The organism is Streptococcus sp. HMSC074F05, from assembly GCF_001808725.1.
Lineage (GTDB): Bacteria > Bacillota > Bacilli > Lactobacillales > Streptococcaceae > Streptococcus > Streptococcus parasanguinis_I.
The window spans coordinates 899580-918187 of record NZ_KV794411.1; the positions used below are offsets into that span (position 1 = coordinate 899580).

At 42.3% G+C, this 18608-nt stretch carries 20 protein-coding genes; 8 read left to right on the forward strand and 12 right to left on the reverse strand.

The genetic code is table 11. The features are described 5' to 3' along the window. Positions 1-87 precede the first annotated feature (87 nt). From HMPREF2685_RS10725 to zwf, 4 genes are all read left to right on the forward strand, one after another. The gene (locus HMPREF2685_RS10725; protein ID WP_023918704.1) at positions 88-237 is read left to right on the forward strand and encodes an SPJ_0845 family protein; all 150 of its coding nucleotides are present in this window, start codon (positions 88-90) and stop codon (positions 235-237) included. Then, positions 237-1142, forward strand: a complete 906-nt coding sequence (locus HMPREF2685_RS08070; protein ID WP_014713646.1) for a permease — start codon at positions 237-239, stop codon at positions 1140-1142. The genes HMPREF2685_RS10725 and HMPREF2685_RS08070 overlap by 1 nt, the downstream gene beginning before the upstream one ends. Beyond that, a complete protein-coding gene (locus HMPREF2685_RS08075) occupies positions 1139-1954 on the forward strand; it encodes a TIGR03943 family putative permease subunit (RefSeq protein ID WP_070466311.1) in 816 nt (271 codons plus the stop codon). The genes HMPREF2685_RS08070 and HMPREF2685_RS08075 overlap by 4 nt, the downstream gene beginning before the upstream one ends. Positions 1955-2157: 203 nt before the next feature. Then, positions 2158-3624 carry a glucose-6-phosphate dehydrogenase gene (gene zwf / locus HMPREF2685_RS08080; RefSeq protein WP_070466312.1) on the forward strand — a complete coding sequence of 489 codons (1467 nt, stop codon included), beginning with the start codon at positions 2158-2160 and terminating at the stop codon, positions 3622-3624. Between the two features lie 91 nt (positions 3625-3715). Here zwf and ftsY read toward each other — a convergent pair whose 3' ends face one another. The 5 genes from ftsY to rnc are packed head-to-tail and all read right to left on the reverse strand — an operon-like array spanning position 3716 to position 11217. After that, on the reverse strand, positions 3716-5374 hold the full coding sequence (ftsY, locus tag HMPREF2685_RS08085; protein WP_070466314.1) for a signal recognition particle-docking protein FtsY: 1659 nt from the start codon (positions 5372-5374) through the stop codon (positions 3716-3718). After that, positions 5375-6196, reverse strand: a complete 822-nt coding sequence (locus tag HMPREF2685_RS08090; RefSeq protein ID WP_045759693.1) for a Cof-type HAD-IIB family hydrolase — start codon at positions 6194-6196, stop codon at positions 5375-5377. It abuts the gene before it with no gap. Then, a complete protein-coding gene (locus HMPREF2685_RS08095) occupies positions 6193-6999 on the reverse strand; it encodes a Cof-type HAD-IIB family hydrolase (RefSeq protein ID WP_070466316.1) in 807 nt (268 codons plus the stop codon). The genes HMPREF2685_RS08090 and HMPREF2685_RS08095 overlap by 4 nt, the downstream gene beginning before the upstream one ends. Then, a complete protein-coding gene (smc, locus tag HMPREF2685_RS08100; RefSeq protein WP_070466318.1) occupies positions 6989-10525 on the reverse strand; it encodes a chromosome segregation protein SMC in 3537 nt (1178 codons plus the stop codon). Before smc ends, HMPREF2685_RS08095 begins: the two co-directional genes overlap by 11 nt. Continuing rightward, positions 10516-11217: a ribonuclease III gene (gene rnc / locus HMPREF2685_RS08105; protein ID WP_049515382.1), complete on the reverse strand. Its 702-nt coding sequence runs from the start codon at positions 11215-11217 to the stop codon at positions 10516-10518. Before rnc ends, smc begins: the two co-directional genes overlap by 10 nt. 303 nt (positions 11218-11520) lie before the next feature. Here rnc and HMPREF2685_RS08110 point away from each other — a divergent pair, with 303 nt between their 5' ends. Further along, positions 11521-12045 (forward strand): hypothetical protein, encoded by a 525-nt coding sequence (locus HMPREF2685_RS08110; protein ID WP_070466321.1) that lies wholly within the window; start codon positions 11521-11523, stop codon positions 12043-12045. A gap of 31 nt (positions 12046-12076) precedes the next feature. Here the strand turns inward: HMPREF2685_RS08110 and HMPREF2685_RS10730 are convergent, their stop codons facing one another. After that, positions 12077-12220 carry a hypothetical protein gene (locus HMPREF2685_RS10730; protein WP_173018772.1) on the reverse strand — a complete coding sequence of 48 codons (144 nt, stop codon included), beginning with the start codon at positions 12218-12220 and terminating at the stop codon, positions 12077-12079. Positions 12221-12234: 14 nt separating this feature from the next. Beyond that, on the reverse strand, positions 12235-12408 hold the full coding sequence (locus tag HMPREF2685_RS10260) for a helix-turn-helix domain-containing protein (RefSeq protein WP_049497373.1): 174 nt from the start codon (positions 12406-12408) through the stop codon (positions 12235-12237). Between the two features lie 158 nt (positions 12409-12566). Between HMPREF2685_RS10260 and HMPREF2685_RS08115 the strand changes: the two genes are divergently transcribed. Beyond that, the gene (locus tag HMPREF2685_RS08115) at positions 12567-12785 is read left to right on the forward strand and encodes a hypothetical protein (RefSeq protein ID WP_049497371.1); all 219 of its coding nucleotides are present in this window, start codon (positions 12567-12569) and stop codon (positions 12783-12785) included. A gap of 188 nt (positions 12786-12973) precedes the next feature. Next, on the forward strand, positions 12974-13624 hold the full coding sequence (locus tag HMPREF2685_RS08120) for a hypothetical protein (RefSeq protein ID WP_070466323.1): 651 nt from the start codon (positions 12974-12976) through the stop codon (positions 13622-13624). A gap of 280 nt (positions 13625-13904) precedes the next feature. On the opposite strand, the gene HMPREF2685_RS08125 is transcribed toward HMPREF2685_RS08120, so the two are convergent. From HMPREF2685_RS08125 to yycF, 5 genes are all read right to left on the reverse strand, one after another. Beyond that, positions 13905-14291 carry a YbaN family protein gene (locus tag HMPREF2685_RS08125; protein ID WP_070466325.1) on the reverse strand — a complete coding sequence of 129 codons (387 nt, stop codon included), beginning with the start codon at positions 14289-14291 and terminating at the stop codon, positions 13905-13907. A gap of 33 nt (positions 14292-14324) precedes the next feature. Further along, positions 14325-14870: a putative periplasmic lipoprotein gene (locus tag HMPREF2685_RS08130; protein WP_070466327.1), complete on the reverse strand. Its 546-nt coding sequence runs from the start codon at positions 14868-14870 to the stop codon at positions 14325-14327. 148 nt (positions 14871-15018) lie between these two features. Next, positions 15019-15828 carry an MBL fold metallo-hydrolase gene (locus tag HMPREF2685_RS08135; protein WP_070466329.1) on the reverse strand — a complete coding sequence of 270 codons (810 nt, stop codon included), beginning with the start codon at positions 15826-15828 and terminating at the stop codon, positions 15019-15021. 7 nt (positions 15829-15835) lie between these two features. Then, the gene (vicK, locus tag HMPREF2685_RS08140; protein WP_070466331.1) at positions 15836-17188 is read right to left on the reverse strand and encodes a cell wall metabolism sensor histidine kinase VicK; all 1353 of its coding nucleotides are present in this window, start codon (positions 17186-17188) and stop codon (positions 15836-15838) included. Continuing rightward, positions 17181-17882, reverse strand: coding sequence for a response regulator YycF (yycF, locus tag HMPREF2685_RS08145; RefSeq protein ID WP_003008151.1), 702 nt, complete (start codon positions 17880-17882; stop codon positions 17181-17183). Before yycF ends, vicK begins: the two co-directional genes overlap by 8 nt. A 501-nt stretch (positions 17883-18383) precedes the next feature. Here yycF and HMPREF2685_RS08150 point away from each other — a divergent pair. Beyond that, positions 18384-18608, forward strand: a 225-nt coding sequence (locus HMPREF2685_RS08150) for a DUF389 domain-containing protein (protein WP_148130463.1), incomplete at its 3' end; no start/stop codon positions are given.

The following is an 18608-nucleotide window of genomic DNA, read 5'->3' on the forward strand; positions in this document are numbered from 1 at the left end:
CCCTATGGTTCTTTCCTTTTATGCTCCATTTCCCCCTTGCTCTTTCCTTTTTGTTATAATGAAAGAAAATAAAAAGGAGGCCCAACAATGGCTATTAAATTCTCAAAAACAGATGATCTTGATAAAATGTTTGAAAATTTTGCGAGTTTTCCGGATGTAGAAAAGAAAGTAGAATTTCCTGAAGAAAAAAAGAAGGCAGAAACTGCTACAACTAAAGAAGCAAAGAAGGTTAAGTAATGACATTCTTTCAACACCTTCCCTCTAGCGTCTTGCAGGCTGGGGCTATTTTTCTCTCGATTATTATCGAAGCCCTACCGTTTGTCCTAATCGGAAGTATCATTTCAGGGATTATTGAGGTCTATATCACCCCCGAGAGGGTCTACCGCTTTCTTCCCAAGAATAAATTTGGGCGGATCTTCTTTGGGACCTTTATCGGCTTTATCTTTCCTTCCTGTGAATGTGGGATTGTTCCCATTATCAATCGCTTTCTAGAAAAGAAAGTCCCAAGTTATACTGCTGTTCCCTTTTTGGTGACAGCACCGGTCATCAATCCCATCGTTCTCTTTGCGACCTACTCAGCTTTTGGGAATTCTGTCAAGATGGCCCTCTACCGCGCCCTTGGTTCCCTTTTGGTCGCAACGGTGCTAGGGATCTTTCTTGGTTTTATTCAGACAGATTCGATCCAAAAAGAACATCGTAAGGCTGTACATGAACATGATTTTAGGGACTTGAGCAAAGGCCAAAAGCTCTTCCAAGTCTTGGTGCAAGCGATTGATGAATTCTTTGATACGGGACGCTACCTGGTATTTGGTTGCCTCTTTGCCAGCCTCGTCCAAGTCTATGTCCCAACACGGATCCTCACCTCGATCAGTGCAACACCGGTTATTGCTATTCTCCTTCTCATGGTCTTGTCCTTCCTCCTCTCACTTTGTAGCGAGGCGGACGCCTTTGTTGGATCCTCTCTTCTGACGAGTTTTGGAGTAGCGCCGGTTCTTGCCTTTCTGGTGATTGGGCCTATGCTTGATGTTAAAAATCTCCTCATGATGAAAAATTATCTCAAGACCCGTTTTATCTGGCAATTTATCGGAATTGTGAGTGGAGTTGTGCTCCTTTATGCTTGGTTTGTGGGGGTAGTGCTATGATCCGTTTCTTGATATTAGCTGGCTATTTTGAGCTCACCATGTACCTGCAATTATCTGGTAAGCTCAATCAATACATCAACTTACACTATTCTTACTTGGCTTATATTTCCATGTTCTTGTCCTTTGTTTTAGCTCTTGTGCAGCTGATCATCTGGGTCAAGCAGATGAAGATCCACAGTCATCTTTCTGGCTTCTGGGCAAAAGTGGCGAGTATTTTCTTGCTCTGTATTCCTTTGTTTGTCGGGCTATTTTTCCCTACAGTGACACTGGATTCCCAAACAGTTTCTGCCAAAGGCTACCACTTCCCGGTTGCGGCTGGATCTTCCAAGGAAATCCAGCAGGACGAAGGGACAACAACCCAGTATCTCAAACCAGATACTAGTAGCTATTTTACCAAGTCAGCCTATGAGTCAGAAATGAAGCAGGCGGCAAAGAAATATGTTGATAAAAAAGTGATCCAGGTGACCACTGAGAATTACATGGAAGTCATGGAAGTACTTTATGATTATCCTGACCAATTTGCAGGAAAGACGATCGAGCTGACCGGCTTTGTTTACAATGATCCCAATAACAAGGACAGCCAATTTATCTTTCGCTTTGGGATCATTCACTGTATCGCAGATTCCGGCGTCTACGGTCTCTTAACAACCGGTGCTCCCCAGCATTTCGAAAACAATACCTGGATCCATGCGAAAGGAACCTTGTCCATTGAATACCACAAGCAACTCAAGCAAAGCTTGCCTGTCCTCCACATTAGCGATTGCCAGACCATTACGAAACCGGCCAATCCATATGTCTACCGCGTATTCTGATGGAGTTACCAAGTTTCTTCGGTGGTCGATCCAAACAGCTTATAGCAATTGAAGTTAGAATCTACATTGATTCTAGCTTTTTCTATGCTTTCCTCTCAAATCCTCTCATCCAGCGGAAAATATTCGGAACAACGATTCCATCAAAGAAATCTTGTAGATTTTATGGTAAAATATGGTTAATAAAATAGGAAATAGGTACTTAAATGTCTTCAAAAGTTATTGTAACCATTTTCGGGGCCAGTGGAGATTTAGCCAAGCGCAAACTCTACCCATCCCTTTTTAGACTCTATAAATCAGGAAATCTATCTGAAAACTTTGCGGTTATCGGAACAGCCCGCAGACCATGGAGCAAGGAATACTTTGAATCAGTCGTGGTAGAATCCATTACAGATCTGGCCGATAGCCCTCAACAAGCTCAAGAATTCGCTAGTCATTTCTACTACCAAAGCCACGATGTCAATGATACCGAACATTACATCGCCCTGCGCGAATTACAAAACAGCTTGGATGAAAAATACCAAACGGAACACAACAAGGTCTTCTTCTTGTCTATGGCTCCTCAATTTTTTGGAACCATTGCTAAACACCTAAAATCAGAAGGGATTGTAGATGGACAAGGTTTTGAGCGCCTGATCGTTGAAAAACCTTTTGGTACAGACCTAGAAACGGCTAGTCAGCTCAACAAGGAATTGGAAGAAACCTTTGATGAGGAACAAATCTTCCGGATCGACCATTACCTTGGAAAAGAAATGATCCAAAATATCTTTGCCATTCGTTTTGGAAATCTTATTTTTGATAATCTTTGGAACCGAGATTTTATTGACAATATCCAAATTACTTTTGCTGAACGCTTGGGTGTTGAAGAACGCGGTGGCTACTATGATCACTCTGGGGCCCTTCGGGACATGGTGCAAAACCATACCCTTCAGCTTTTGTCATTGCTTGCCATGGATAAACCAGCTACCTTTACTAAGGATGCGATTCGGGCAGAAAAAGTTAAAGTTTTTGAGCAATTGCACAATCCAACAGATGATGAGTTAAAGAAATTCTTTATCCGTGGTCAATACCATTCAGGTACGATCGAAGGGAAAAAAGATATCTCTTATCGCAGCGAGCCCAATGTCGACCCTGAGTCTACTACAGAGACCTATGCTTCTGGTGCATTCTTTGTTGATAGCGATCGCTTCCGTGGAGTTCCTTTCTTCTTCCGTACTGGAAAACGCTTGACTCAAAAAGGAACCATGGTCAATGTGGTCTTCAAGCAAACCGACTCCATCTTTGGACATAGTTTGCAACCAAATGTCTTGACCATTTATATCCAACCAAATGAAGGTTTCTCATTGAGCATCAACGGGAAAGAGGTCGGAGAAACATTCAGCATCGCACCGATTTCCTTTGATTACGAAACAGATGCGACTGCAACTGGAGCTTCCCCAGAGCCTTATGAAAAATTAATTTTTGACGTTTTGAACAATGACTCAACCAATTACAGCCACTGGCACGAAGTTCGTGCTTCATGGCAATTGATTGACCGGATTGAAAAACTATGGGCCGAAAATGGTGCACCGCTCTATGAATACAAGTCTGGATCCATGGGACCAACTGCATCCGATGATCTCCTTGCAGAATACGGAGCAGAATGGGTTTGGAAACCTGAACCTAAGAATTAAGGAAAGCCACCTTCGGGTGGTTTTTTTGATAGCGCAAGGAAACAAAAAGACAAATTGTTCTTCCAACAATTTGTCTTTTTCTATTCGACTCTTAAATCAAGCCTTCCAAGAGGCCTCTCATGAAGTTTTCTGAGTGGAATGGTCCGATGTCATCAATCTTTTCTCCGAAACCAATCAACTTCACTGGAATGTCCAACTCTTCACGGATCGCAAGGACGCCCCCACCTCGAGCCGTTCCATCGATCTTGGTCAATACAATTCCTGTTACAGGCGTAATTTTTGAAAACTCTTTGGCTTGCACCAAGGCATTTTGACCGGTTGATGCATCGAGGGCCAGCAAGGTTTCATGCGGAGCATCAGGTACCACACGCTTGATAATGCGACCGATTTTTTCCAGCTCGGCCATGAGGTTGTCCTTGTTTTGCAGACGACCAGCTGTATCAATCATCAGAACATCGATGTTTTCAGCGATCGCGCGTTCCATTCCATCAAAGACGACGCTAGCAGGATCTGATTTTTCAGGACCTGTCACAACTGGAACATCTACGCGGCGTCCCCATTCTGCCAGTTGAGCTACTGCTCCTGCACGGAAAGTATCTGCTGCAACCAGCATGACTTTCTTGCCTTCTTGTTTGTAGCGGTGGGCTAATTTCCCAATAGATGTGGTTTTACCAACTCCATTGACCCCAACAAAGAGCATGACCGTAAGACCATCTTGAAAACGAATGGCTTCATTAAATTGGCCATCCTTTTCATACAAGTCCACTAATTTTTCGATGATCACGCGCTTGAGAGCATCTGGTTTTTTGGCATTTTCCAAACGGGCTTCATAGCGCAACTCTTCGGTTAAATTAGAGGCCACTTGAACCCCAACGTCACTCATGATCAAGAGTTCTTCCAATTCTTCAAAGAATTCTTCATCAACTGAACGGAAATTGGCAAAGAAGGCATTGAGGCGCGCTCCAAATCCAGTCCGCGTCTTTTTCAAGCTACGATCGTATTTTTCCTGAATGGTTTCTTGCTCTGGCTCAACCTCTTCTGGAATTGGCTCCTCTGCCTCTTCAACAGTTCTTTCCTCAACGGCTGAAGCAGCTTCTCCTTGAGGAAGTCTGGACTCGGCTTCTGCCACTTCTGAAGTTTCCTTCACTTGAGCAATCGCTTCTGATACTTCAGGTTCTGAAACCTCATCCTGAGCTTCTACTAGTTCTGGAGACTCCTCTTCTGTCGTGCTCCCTTCCACTAGCTCAGCGTCAGATGATGGAGAGGCAATTGGTGACTCTTCTTCCATTTCTGAACCGTTAGCCCCATCTGCTTCCTCACCATCTTCAGTAACTTCCGCTTCAATTTTCACTTCTTCAAGAGGCTCAGTCTCCGTGTCATCAGCTAGTGGTGAAACTTCTTGAGGAATTGCTTCTGTTTGAGCAGGTTCAAAGGCAACTGGAGACTCCTCTACCGGTTCTTGAACTTCAGGAGTCTCTGAAGTTCCTATTTCTTCAACAAGAGGTTCCTCTGCCGGCTCTTCTTGAGCAACGGTTGAAACAGGTTGATGAGTGGCTGCAATTCGCGCTTTGAGCTCTTGGTAGTAAGCCTCCATATCAGCGATTTTTTGCTCTTCCTTGTCATTTTGGGTAGCCGTAGGCTCCTCTTTGACAGTTTCTTCAACCTCAGTACTTTCCGTCACTTCTTCCGAAGACGGAAGCACTTTTTCAGTTTCTTCTTTTTTTCCAAATAAACGATCAAATAATCCCATTTATTCACTCTCCTTTAGCACATAATTTTCAATCGCCCATGCGACAGCATCTTGGTCATTGGTAACAGGGGCCACAAGCGCTGCAACTTCCTTCACTGCTGGAATCGCATTGCCCATGGCAACCCCCAGTCCAGCCCATTGGATCATAGACAGGTCATTGGCTTCATCTCCACAGGCCATGACTTGATCTGCCTCAAGACCCAAAATAGAAGCTAGAGCTACTAAGCCCGTTGCCTTGTGAACATTTTTAGGGCACCATTCCAGCAACATTTCCCGAGATTTAAAAATTTCATAGTCTTGAAATAAATCCGGCTTGATCTGCTTGATCGCTGCATCTAAAAAGTCTTGATCGACTGCTGTCACACACTTGTTGTAGGAAATCGTGGATGGCAGGTCTTTAAAATCTGTCTCAATAAAGTTCAGGTAGGGATTGTAAAGGGAATAGAGAGACTTTCGATCTGCATGAATCTCATAAACCGTTCCCTCACTGATAGCATCCAGCGGAAGGCCTAGACGGGCTGTTTCATCATGAATGGTTGCGACATCTTCTGGTGCCAAGACAACTTTTGAGAGGATTTCTCCATTATTTCGCTGCACTAGACCACCGTTGAAGGTAATCGTATACTCTTCTTTGAGGCCTGCTGTTCCCAATTCTTCCAAAAGAAAATCCATGGCTTTCAAGGGACGACCAGTGGTTAGAACCACCTTGACACCTTGGGCCTGTACAGCAGCGAGGGCTGCTCTATTGCGAGGGGAGATCTTTTTTTCTGAATTGAGAAGGGTCCCATCTAAATCCAGCGCAATCAAGGAAATCTGACTCATACAATTTCCTCCATGTAGCGTAGGACAGAACCAGTTACATGGTGACCGATGACTGTTTCAGCAATCGCTAAGATTTCAGGACGTGCATTTTCTGGCGCTACAGGATGGCCCACGACTTGCATCATATGGAGGTCATTTAAGTTATCCCCGAAAGCCATCACCTGATCCATCGAGATCCCTAGTTTATCCGCTAAGGCGGTAATGGCCACTCCCTTATCGACATAATCGAGTACAATATCAATCGATTCAAAACCTGTCGTCATCGCTTTGACACCTGGGATATTCTCAGTGACCCATTGTTCACCTTCAAGTACAAGAGCTGCATCAAAGTTGGTGGTCAATTTGAAAATTTCATCCTGAATATCTGCTAGGCTTTTCACTTTTTGAATGTTTTCATTGTAGTGCTGACTCAAGGCCAGATAGTCGGGATCTACTGTTTCTATGACATAGCTCCCTTTTTTCCCAGTCAAAAGAAGCTTATTCGGGTCTGCATAAGGTGAGGATTTCAAAGCCTCAAAAACACCCAAATAAAAGTCTTTGGACATGGTCGCTTCGTAGAGATCGTCTCCATGAAATTCTACCACACTACCATTTTCAGCAATGAAAATCATCTGGTCCTCAAATCCTTTAAAGAGAGATTTGAGAGAAAGGAGGGCACGGCCACTTGCAGCAGCAAAATAGATGCCTTTTTCTTTGCAGCTTGCTAATACCTTGCGTAAAAGGTCTTGATCGTACTGATGTTGGTCATTTAGAAAGGTTCCATCCATATCCGTAGCGATCAATTTAATATCATTATTCTTCATTTTCTAAGTCTTTCAATTTTACTGAGACGATTTTAGAAACCCCAGATTCTTGCATGGTCACCCCATAGATAGAATCAGCTGCCGACATGGTTCCCTTCCGGTGCGTCACGACAATAAATTGGCTTTCCTTATCAAAGCGGTTCAAATAATCCCCAAAGCGCTTGACATTGGCCTCATCTAGGGCAGCCTCTACCTCATCCAGAATGACAAATGGAATAGTCTTGACACGAATAATCGAGAACAGGAGAGCTAAGGCAGACAAGGCCTTTTCTCCACCACTCATGAGGTTTAAGGATTGGATCTTTTTACCAGGTGGCTGCACAGAAATTTCAACACCAGCTGTCAGAAGATCCGGCTCTGTCAGAATCAAATCAGCAGAACCCCCACCAAACATTTGACGGAAAGTGACTTTAAAGGATTCACGAATGGCTTCAAAAGTTGATTTAAAGCGTTCCTTAACTTCGTCATTCATGTCGTTGATGGTGGACAGAAGCATGTTTTTCGCAGCCAAGACATCCTCACGCTGGCTGGAAAGGAAATCAAAGCGCCCCTTCACCTCATCGTACTGCTCGATCGCATCCACATTGACTGGACCAAGTGCCTTAATATCTTTTTCGATGCTCTTGAGCTGGTTTTCAGCTGCTACAAGATTTTCAACAGGTTTGGCCTGTTCTTTGGCTTGGTCAAAGCTTTGCATGAATTCATCGGTAATTTGCGTTAAGAGCTTGTTCAAACGATCCGCATGCTTTTCACGTGTCGCTTCAGCCTTGGCTTGTTGACGAATCCACTCTTCGTTTTTCTTGCGAGCTTGTTCCATCTGTTCTGCCACATCTTCGGCCTGGCCTTCCAAATCATCTAGCTCAAAGCGTTTCCGAATGACCCCTTGTTCCAAGTCCGTTTTCTTGGCTTGGGCCTGTGCCAATTGATTGGCTAGCTGCTCCACATCTACTGTTTGAACTTGGGCATCGCCTTGTTCAATCAGCAATTGCAACTGATGCTCTTCTACTTCCAACTGGGAGATCGTTTCTTCCAAGCGACGAGCATCTGTTTGCTCATAGCTTTGTTGGCTCAACCATTCCGTCTGTTGAAGTCGCAATTCTGCCAATTGCTCTTGCAAGTTTTGTACTTTTTGTTGCAGGACATCTTTGTCCGACTTCATGGTTTCAATGTCGCGATTCAGATTTTCTTTTTGAAGCTCAATTTTTGCTAATTGCTCAGTAAGGGATTCCAGCTCTTCTTGGAGAGACTGGGTCGCATCTGTTGCCAATTCTGACTTCAAAGCTTCTAAGAGTTCCTGAATTTCTTTCAGTTGCTCTTGGCTTTGTTGGTAGGCCAATTGGGCCCGCTGTTGCTCTAGACGCGCTTGCTCACCTTGGCTTTGAATAGAGGCCAGGTATTCTTGCGCCTGCTTGAGCAGATTGTCCTTGGTCTCGACCTCCTGCTCTGCTTCTCTCAAACGAGCATCCAGAGCTTGCATTTCCTGCTTCAAACTATCCAATTCTGGTTTGACAAAGACCGTATTTTGGGAACGATTGGCACCACCGGCATATGATCCTCCGGTCCGCAATTCAGTCCCATCCAAGGTCACCATCCGAACTTGATAGTTGACTTTACGGGCCGCCTCACGCGCATGCTCCGTCGTATCAAAGATGGCCGTTACGCCAAGCAGGTTTTGGAAAATCTGTTCAAAACGATGCTCATAGGTCACTAAGTCACTCGCGATTCCTAGAAATCCTGCACTAGCTTGAATCAATTCCAAATTCCGAGGAGATAGTTGACGGGCTTTGATCGTCGTTAGCGGAAGGAAAGTTGCTCGTCCCAAGCGATTGCGTTTCAAGAAATCGATCGCTCGCGTTGCAGCCTTTTCATCCTCGACAATGATCTGTTGGCTGCTTGCTCCCAGAGCAATTTCAAGCGCCGTCTGGTAGTCTTTTGAGAAGCTCAAATTCTCACTAACAGCCCCACAGATGCCTCCTAACCGTTCTGCTTCTTGCAAAACGCTCTTGACGCCAGCATAGAAGTTACTATGGTTCTTCTGAATGGCTTCCAAGCTATTGATCCGCGCCCGCTTATTCTTGCTCTCATCCATCAAGTCAAACATGGCAGCTTGAGCCTCTTGGTAGGCAGCTTTGGCCTGCTCCACTTTTACCAATTGCTCTTGGTATTCTGCTAGTAAACCTTTGACCGTCGCTTGTGCCTGATCCAACTCTTCCAATTGTCGGACTTCTTTTTCCTTGGCAGTTTCAAAGTTTGTTTGTGCCTTGGCCAAATCCTCTTGACGATGGCTAGATTCTTGCAGGAGTGCTTGGATCCGGCTCTCAATCGCTGTCCGCTCATTCGATTTTTCAGCCTCCGTCTGCAAGAGTGCGACATACTGCTCGCGTAGATGCTCAATGACTTGTTCCGGATCTTCTTCGTAGTTGGCTAATTCTTTTTCCAACTCTTCTTGTTGCTGACGGTTCTCTGTCAGCCTTTGTTGAAGCACAGCTAACGTCTCTTGTTTTTGAGCCAGCTCTTGTTTCGCTTCTTCCAGACGGGCCAAAACAGCATCCAGCCGCTCAAGATTTTCCCTGCGACTATGGGCTGCTTGACTCGATTGCAACTTAGCTACTTCGATTTGCTTTTCTAAATCACTGATCAAACGAGTGACCTCAAGCAAGCTGGCCTGGTCCTCAGCTAAGCTCTCATCCAACTGATGGCGGGCTTTCTTGATGCGTACATTCTCTTCTTCTAAGACCTGACGACGTTGGTAATAAGAAGCCAACTGTTCTTGAATGGCCTTTTCTTCTTGATCAGCCTTTTCGTAAAGCTCTTTTGTCAAATCGACTTGAGCAACTAAAACATCCAGCAAGAGAATCTGCCGTTCTTGGTCTAATTCCAAGAAACGGCGAGCGACAGTCGCTTGCTTTTCAAGAGGTTGGATCTGTCCTTCTAATTCATAGAGGATGTCCTCCAGACGGTCCAAATTCTCCTGGGTTTGGTTGAGTTTGGTCTCGGTTTCCTTACGCCGCGTCTTAAATTTCAAGACACCAGCAGCTTCTTCAAAGATTGCCCGGCGTTCTTCCGGTTTGGAGTTAAAGATCTCCTCTACCCGTCCTTGGGAGATAATAGAGAAAGAATCACGTCCCAATCCCGTATCCATGAACAAATCATGCACATCTCTGAGACGTACTTTCTTACCATCGATCTTGTACTCGCTGTCTCCCGAGCGATAAATATGGCGTTCGACCCGAATTTCTTTCCCCGCTTGTTGGATAAAACCATCCTGGTTATCTAAGACAACCGTGACACAAGCATAATTCAGCGGTTTACGCGATTCTGTCCCTGCAAAAATGACATCGGGCATCTTTCCCCCACGTAGACTCTTGACACTGGATTCCCCTAAGGCCCAGCGCAAGCTCTCCGTGATATTTGATTTTCCAGATCCATTTGGCCCTACAACAGCAGTGACTCCTTTGTCAAATACGACCTTGGTCTTATCCGCAAAGGATTTGAAGCCTTGGATTTCAATCTCTTTTAGATACATGAGCCATCATTCCTCGTTTCAACTGCATTGCGGGCTGCTTCCTGTTCCGCTAATTTCTTGGAGCGACCATGACCGTGTCCTAGGGTTTTGCCGTTCACGAACACTTCCACTTCAAACTCCTTTGCATGAGCGGGACCAGACTCATTTACCACTTGGTACTGAATTTCCACATCCCCGTGAACCTGCAACAGTTCTTGCAAACGGGTCTTGTAGTCAATAACTTGGGAAAATTGACCCGTTTCAACCTTAGGAATCATGACCTGATAGACAAAGCGCTTGACCGCTTCCACTCCTTGATCCAGCAACAAAGCACCTAAAAAGGCTTCAAACAAATCGCCAAGAATCGTATCGCGGTCCCGACCGCCTGATTTTTCTTCGCCTTTGCCTAGTTTGATATAACGGTCAAACTGGCAATCCCGAGAAAAACCAGCCAAACTTTCTTCACGGACAATCATGGAACGGAATTTAGACAAATCTCCCTCAGGTCTGTTTGGGTGTTCCTTATACAAATATTCGGAAATAACTAATTGAAGAACAGCGTCTCCTAAAAATTCCAAACGTTCGTTATGTGAAATTTTTAAGAGGCGGTGCTCATTGGCATAAGACGTGTGTGTAAAAGCTGTATCTAATAAACTGCTATCTGAAAAAACGATCTGAAACCGTTCCGATAACAGGGCTTGTAATTTCTCCATAGGAAGCCTACTTTCTAATAAATTCATACCTTTAAGTATACCAAAATTTTAATACGATTACCATTAGATATCCATTAGATACAGTTGATTGCTTTTGCTATATTTTAGGTGTATTTAAATATCGATCCAATAAGTTGAATATCACGTTTTGTAAGTTTGCTTCATGAATTTTAAGTTTCTTCAACTTTCGCATTTCTATATCTTACCAACTTAACGCACTTTTCTTATGGTAGGCTTTATTTCTTCACCTCCTTATTTTTTTACCCCTTTCTGATATAATAGTCACAGAAAGGAGGGCTTTATATGCCTTTTACTGAACTTGAAGTCCAAACTTGGACATTGTATACAACTGTAGTTATTGCTCTAGTAGGGTTCTTTTTTAACATTGTATCCCTTCATCGTACAAAGCGAGCCGAGGAAGATATGGCTAGGCCATATGTAAATGTCTTTGTCGATTTATTTGAAATAAAGGACCGACAAAGAGTTTATGTTATTAAAAATTTTGGTAAGACGCCTGCCTATATTACCGACATAACCGTCAATGGAGATCTAGGTATCTATAATCAGCATAATTTTAAATCTCTTATTGGAAACATGATTGCTCCTGGTCAAAAATTCACTTCTAATATTGAAGATGATTTTAAAGGATCATCGAAAATCACGATTTCATACAGAGATAACAATAGGAAAGTATACCAAGATACTTTTACACTGGATACAAATATAGGTTTGACTATGTCATACACTTTAAATGAATCTAACAAAACAGATGAGATTCCAAGTACTATAAGACAATCTACAATGGCGCTGTTACGTGCGTTTCGCTAATTTTAGTTCCATTGTCATAATGAACTACAGTTCAAACATCTCCACTTGTTTTAATATTGATATGTACTTTTTCATCGTCAAGCGTGTTGGCGATGATTTTATTTTTTGCGTCGATAGCATCATTAATATTATTTGCATAAATTTCATATACAATATCAACATTTGCATTAGCCATGTAATTTTCACCTCCTATCTAAATTCGTCCAAGCTGACCTCTAGTGCATCAGCTAATTTGCACATATTCGTCCAAGACATCTCTTTCAATTTTCCAGCCTTTAAGTTAGAAAAATTCGATTGAGAAATACCTGACTTTTTAGCTAGTCGATACACCGACCAGCCCCTTGATTTTAATTGTTGTTCAATCTTTTCCTACATTTTAAACACTATATGTTGTGTATGCGCAACATATTTAATCCTTTTTATCACTATATATTGAAAAACAAAAGCTTTTACATTATAATGTATCTTGGCTAAGGCCTCTCACAGTTTTAGTCAAGATTTCAATGGAAAGGAGAAACACTATGTCAAAATTACGACCTAGACCTCAAAAGAATTATCCTAACTATAACTGGGATGATTTAGATCGCACCATTCAAACAATTCTAAGCGATCCATTATATAAGGTTTGTCACATAGATCCATCGCTTTATGCAATTCCTAAAGATGAAATTATTTCCGAGTGCATAAGTGCAGGTTATACAGTTGAAGAATGTGAAGATGGAATTCTGAATATTTCGTGACTTGCCAAATTGGCTGCTTTTACTTCAAGAGCGCTAATTCTTGTTAGTAAGTCTATCGACACCTCGATAGGCTTTTTTCTTTTTCCGCTATACGGATATCGTTTAGGTTTCATTCTTTCACCTTCTTATTATTTAATTCCCTATCGTTATTTGGTATAATAAACTAAAAACGATTGGGGTTAGTATTTATGTCTGATAAAGTTTGTTTCATTATAAGCGCAATTGGGGAATCTGGTACTCCCACAAGAGAACGGGCTGACAAAGTATATAAATACCTTATTGCTCCAGTTTGCGAAGATTTAGGTTATAAACCGATTCGCGTTGACCATGTCAATGCAGTAGACAATATCAATGAAACGATTATAAACTACCTAAAAACTGCTCATATGGTTGTTGCGGATATGACAGAACACAATCCAAATGCATTTTACGAACTAGGTTTTAGACAAGCGCTAGAGCTTCCGCTTGTACCGATCATAGAATCTGGTGGAAAACTTCCTTTTGATGTCATCACGACCCGTACTACTTTTTATGATACAGATGTGTCAAGAATCGAAGAATCAAAAGTTGACCTCAAATCTAAAATGCAAAGTTTTGAAAACTTTAAAATGCCTATTAGCCGTCTTGACAAAGCTACAACTCTCGAATCTATTGATAAAAAGTTAAATCAAAAGTTAGATAAAATTTTATCATTGCTAGAACGTTCAGATTACAATCTGATCACATCTAATACTTTACGTTTTCGAGATTCTGATTATAAAGAAAATGGTCTTATTTTATCGAGCATTAAGGGTCTTGATCTTTTGCATCAAGAACACCACGAAGATAAAAATAGCTAGATCTTGTTGACGTTGTAATTCAATGATTTCTTCAAACCTTTTATTAATTAGTGTAACAGTCCTCAACACTTCATTGATGGCTGTTTTTTCTACTTCATTTGCCATTTTTTCTACACCTCTTTTTCAATTTTTGATTCAAGCTCTCGCAGTTCAATTTCGTGAGCAACGTTGGCCATTAATTTCATGCATTTGGCTTTTTCCTTCACTGTAAGTTTCAGATACCAAAAAAGAAGCACGAACGCACTTCTTTTCCTAGTTCTAGGTCCTGAATTCTCTATTTTTACTCAGGATGTTCTTCTGTTGGTTTTTCAGGCTTATTGGGGATCACTTTTAAGAGATAAAAGGTGATAAAAATCGTCAAAGTTCCTAAAGCGAGCTTCACCCAAATAATCGGGGCCAGATAGATGGAAATGCCCATCAGAATGTAGATCTGAAGAAGGATCCATTTCTTCCGTTCTTTGGCAATCGATTTGGTCTCTCGGTAATCCGCTACATAGGTTTGATAAAGCTTGGTTTGGTAGAGCCAAGTTTCAAAGCGTTTGGAACTTTTAGCAAAGCAGGCCATCGATAGCAGTAAAAAGGGAGTCGTCGGTAAAATCGGCAAAGGAATCCCAATAATTCCTAATCCCAAAGACACAAAACCAATCGTAAGATAAACAAGGCGCATTTACTTCTCCTTTGTATGTTTCTTTTTTCGTAATCACTCTACAGCATTCACATCTGACATTCGAAGTATCATCTTAGAAGGGTCTGACATTCCATCGACAATCTTCATTTGCTCCTCGTTCAATGGTAATAATATCATAGTTGCTGTATGAGAGGGTAATTCACCACTATCTTTGATGAAATAGCTAACCTTTTGATTCTCAAAAATAGTCTTGCTATCATAAGACCACGTAATTGAAAAATTCAAATCTTTCTTGATATCCACATCTGTCTTATTGACCAACATGAGCGCTGCTCTTCCTTCAGAAATAGCTCCCGTGAAGTAGAGCGCCATATTACCTTCACTTCCGAGTTCAGGATGTTCCTTGACCAATTTTTTTCCTAACTCAATTAGCTCAGATGTTTTACCTTCATACTGAGGTGCTACTACAAATTTCAAACCTTTTTCTTCTTTAGAAGACTCTGATACTTTTGTTTCCTTCGTCGTTTGATTGGAAGTCGACTCTTTCGTATCTTGCTTAGACTGACTACAAGCTGTTAAAGCAACCAAACTAGCCAGTAATAACATCATTTTTTTCATTTATTATTTCTCCTCTACTCTCGTGACTCTCACTCAGAATTCATTCTTTCCTATCATACACGAATTTTGGGTAAAGAGCAAATTCATTACTAGGTATAGATTTCCTCAAATAGGCATATAAAAAACCACCCACGGGTGGTTCTCTACCTTATATCTTCGTCAAAGGGGTCGCGGTATCTGGCGAGGTATCTAGCACCTCAAAATCATGGCCAACAGCTAGATCTGCTCGAGCCAGTTGATTCTCCATCGTCATATGGGCCAATTCTTTGATATTGTTCTCTTTTGACAAATGCCCCAGATAAATCTTCTTGGTGCGATTTCCCAAGGTCCGGATCATGGCATCTGCCCCATCTTCATTAGAAAGGTGGCCCAGGTCAGACAAGATCCGTTGCTTCAAGCGCCAAGCATACGAACCTGCTCGAAGAATTTCTACATCATGGTTGGACTCAATTAGATAGGCATCCGCATCCGCGACGATTCCTGCTAGGCGATCACTCACATAGCCCGTATCCGTCAGCATGACAAAGCTCTTCCCATCCTTCATCAAGCGATAAAATTGAGGGGCTGCAGCATCGTGACTGACGCCAAAGCTCTCAATATCAATATCTCCGAAAGTCTTGGTTTTGCCCATTTCAAAGATATGCTTTTGAGCATCATCGACCTTTCCTAGATACTTGGTCCCTTCCATAGCCTTCCAAGTGGCTTCATTAGCATATAGATCCATCCCATATTTCCGCGCTAAAACACCCACACCATGGATATGGTCTGAGTGTTCGTGCGTAATCAGAATGGCATCTAAATCTTCTGGTTTGCGATCAATTTCAGCCAATAGTCCCATAATCTTTTTCCCTGAGAGCCCTGCATCAATGAGCAGTTTTTTCTTTGGTGTCTCAAGGTAAAAAGAATTTCCACTAGAACCTGAAGCTAAAATACTGTACTTAAATCCCTCTTCTGTCATTGACTCCTTATTCTTCCTCTTCTGTATCCCAGTCGTCTTTAATTGCATCTTTGTCGTACGGCAAGACAATGGTAAAGGTAGATCCCTTACCATATTCACTCTTGGCCCAAATAAAGCCTTTGTGTTGCTTAATGATTTCCTTAGCAATGGCTAAGCCCAGACCCGTCCCGCCTTGGGCCCGGCTACGCGCCTTATCCACTCGGTAAAAACGATCAAAAATGCGTGGCAAGTCTTTCTTGGGAATTCCCAAGCCCTCATCTGAGATAGAGATAATCAACTGGGCATCTGTTGTTTTCATCCCTACCCTGATTTTCCCACCATCGGGTGAGTATTTGATGGCATTGTTCAAGATATTGTCGATTACCTGGGTCATTTTATCCGTATCAATTTCAACCCAAATCGGGGTGATTGGATATTCACGGATCAGTTCATACTTCTTGGTATCTTCTTGCGATTGACTCTTGATCTTATCAAACCGGTTTAAAATAAAGGTAATAAAGGCCGTAAAGTTGGTCAACTCGATGTCCAACTGACTGGTTTCATTATCGATTCGTGACAAGCTCAAAAGATCTGTGACCATGCGCATCATGCGGTTGGTTTCATTGAGTGAAACCTTGACAAAATCTGGTGCCACCGGCTCTGACAAAGCGCCATCATCTAGGGCTTCCAGATAGGATTTCACACTGGTCAAAGGTGTTCGCAGTTCATGACTCACATTGGAGACAAAGAGGCGACGTTCCCGTTCTTCCTTGTCCTGCTCTGTCGTATCGTGCAAGACAGCTACCAGACCAGAGATAAAACCTGATTCGCGACGAATCAAGGCAAAGCGCACACGAAGGCTTAAGTACTCCCCATTTTCATCCTGGGAATCGATGGTTAACTCTGGTACTTCAGTAATCAAGCTTCGCAAATCATAGTCGTCGCCAAGCGAAAGCAAATCAAGAATACTGGTATTGAGAACCTCGTCCGGATTGACATTCAATTGCTTGGCTGCCATTTCATTGACCATGATGATCTGACCCCGTCTGTTGGTCGCAAGCACTCCATCTGTCATATAGGCTAGAATACTAGTCAGCCGCTTGGTTTCCTGCTCTAGGTTTTCATGCGTCAGACGAATGACCTCAGATAGATCATTGATACTGTTGGTCATATCGGTCAGCTCTGGGCTTCCTTGCATGTCGACCACTTCGGAGTAATCCCCAGCAATCAGATCTTTAATTTTGGCGTTTAGTTGTCGGAGCTTGATATTGTCCCTACGGTTTTCTAGGAGAAGCAAGGCAACCACAATGATAAACCCAACCGTAATCAGAACAAAGACAAAGTTCGACGACATTACAAATTGTTTTAGTTGATCAATCATTGTTTCTCATATAATATCCGACACCACGGCGGGTCAAGATATATTCTGGACGTCCCGGTGTGTCCTCGATTTTTTCACGCAAACGACGAACTGTCACGTCCACTGTCCGAACATCACCAAAGTAATCATAGCCCCACACCGTCTCAAGAAGGTGTTCACGGGTCATCACTTGACCGACATGGGTCGCAAGGTGATAGAGCAATTCAAACTCACGATGGGTCAAGTCCAATTCTTTGTTGCCTTTTTGAACCAAGAAGGCATCTGGAAGAATGTGAAGATCACCAATGACAATTTCCGTATCGGCCTCATTTTCAAGCTGAGGATCAGCCGCAAACTCCGAACGACGCAACAAGGCCTTCACACGCGCTTGCAATTCCCGATTAGAGAAGGGTTTGGTCACATAGTCATCCGCACCAATTTCAAGTCCGATAACCTTATCAAATTCTGTATCTTTGGCAGAAAGGACAATGATGGGCACATTGCTGGTCTTGCGAATGGTACGCGCCACTTCCAGACCATCAATCTCTGGCAACATCAAATCTAGAATAATAATATCCGGATTCTCAGCCGCAAAGACTTCCAAAGCTTCCCGACCATCAAAGGCTGTCAATACCTCATAGCCTTCTTTTGCCATGTTAAATTTGATAATATCTGAAATTGGTTTTTCATCATCAACTACTAATATTTTTTTCATCTTACATACCTGTTTCTAATGCTACTTTTCCTTATCAATCTCTATCTTCTTATTATATCAAACTTATGAAGAAATGTGGAGTCTCAATTGCTGGACTTTCCAATAAGACAAAGCAAAAAGATTGAGATCATGACATCTCAATCTTTTTGCTTTGTCTTATTTTGAAACACGGGATTTGTTGGCGATATCTGCTAGGATTGCTGCTACAAACTCATACTGTTTAAACATTAAAACGGTATCTACTTTCAGAGGAGATATCGTTTTTCTTCTTCAGATAAGGAGACAAAAATTTCTTCCTTTCTCTATCTTTTAAATGAATTGATTTCTTCAGAGAAAGAATGTAAAATTTTTTATATAATATGCAGGATGGACTGATGGATATTTAAAAGATAATGTTCAAAAGAATCACAGGTAAGAATTAAAAACATGTCAGTTTGGACAGAAGTCTCTCTACCATCATCCATGCAGAAACAAGATTATATGAAATAAAAGGAGTAACCAATGTCCGGAAACTATTCAACACGTGAATTCCGCGAGAAACTATATGATGACCTTCATGTTCGATTAAGAGATACAGTGATTTTGATGTGTTCGATTTTTATTGCCTCTATAGGTCTAAATATGAATTCAACAGCTGTCATTATTGGAGCCATGCTGATTTCCCCTCTTATGACACCGATTATTGGACTGGGGTTTGGTTTAGCTATTTTTGATACGCGTTTAATC

Bases quoted from the DNA above. Each gene is read 5' to 3' on its own strand.
- HMPREF2685_RS08135 (WP_070466329.1), bottom strand. From the start codon at position 15,828: ATGACAGAAGAGGGATTTAAGTACAGTATTTTAGCTTCAGGTTCTAGT.
- HMPREF2685_RS08110 (WP_070466321.1), top strand. From the start codon at position 11,521: ATGCCTTTTACTGAACTTGAAGTCCAAACTTGGACATTGTATACAACT.
- HMPREF2685_RS08095 (WP_070466316.1), bottom strand. From the start codon at position 6,999: ATGAAGAATAATGATATTAAATTGATCGCTACGGATATGGATGGAACC.
- HMPREF2685_RS10725 (WP_023918704.1), top strand. From the start codon at position 88: ATGGCTATTAAATTCTCAAAAACAGATGATCTTGATAAAATGTTTGAA.
- HMPREF2685_RS08070 (WP_014713646.1), top strand. From the start codon at position 237: ATGACATTCTTTCAACACCTTCCCTCTAGCGTCTTGCAGGCTGGGGCT.
- HMPREF2685_RS08125 (WP_070466325.1), bottom strand. From the start codon at position 14,291: ATGCGCCTTGTTTATCTTACGATTGGTTTTGTGTCTTTGGGATTAGGA.
- HMPREF2685_RS10730 (WP_173018772.1), bottom strand. From the start codon at position 12,220: ATGGCTAATGCAAATGTTGATATTGTATATGAAATTTATGCAAATAAT.
- HMPREF2685_RS08090 (WP_045759693.1), bottom strand. From the start codon at position 6,196: ATGAGTCAGATTTCCTTGATTGCGCTGGATTTAGATGGGACCCTTCTC.
- vicK (WP_070466331.1), bottom strand. From the start codon at position 17,188: ATGATTGATCAACTAAAACAATTTGTAATGTCGTCGAACTTTGTCTTT.
- ftsY (WP_070466314.1), bottom strand. From the start codon at position 5,374: ATGGGATTATTTGATCGTTTATTTGGAAAAAAAGAAGAAACTGAAAAA.
- rnc (WP_049515382.1), bottom strand. From the start codon at position 11,217: ATGGAGAAATTACAAGCCCTGTTATCGGAACGGTTTCAGATCGTTTTT.
- HMPREF2685_RS08130 (WP_070466327.1), bottom strand. From the start codon at position 14,870: ATGAAAAAAATGATGTTATTACTGGCTAGTTTGGTTGCTTTAACAGCT.
- yycF (WP_003008151.1), bottom strand. From the start codon at position 17,882: ATGAAAAAAATATTAGTAGTTGATGATGAAAAACCAATTTCAGATATT.
- HMPREF2685_RS08120 (WP_070466323.1), top strand. From the start codon at position 12,974: ATGTCTGATAAAGTTTGTTTCATTATAAGCGCAATTGGGGAATCTGGT.
- HMPREF2685_RS08115 (WP_049497371.1), top strand. From the start codon at position 12,567: ATGTCAAAATTACGACCTAGACCTCAAAAGAATTATCCTAACTATAAC.
- HMPREF2685_RS08075 (WP_070466311.1), top strand. From the start codon at position 1,139: ATGATCCGTTTCTTGATATTAGCTGGCTATTTTGAGCTCACCATGTAC.
- zwf (WP_070466312.1), top strand. From the start codon at position 2,158: ATGTCTTCAAAAGTTATTGTAACCATTTTCGGGGCCAGTGGAGATTTA.
- smc (WP_070466318.1), bottom strand. From the start codon at position 10,525: ATGTATCTAAAAGAGATTGAAATCCAAGGCTTCAAATCCTTTGCGGAT.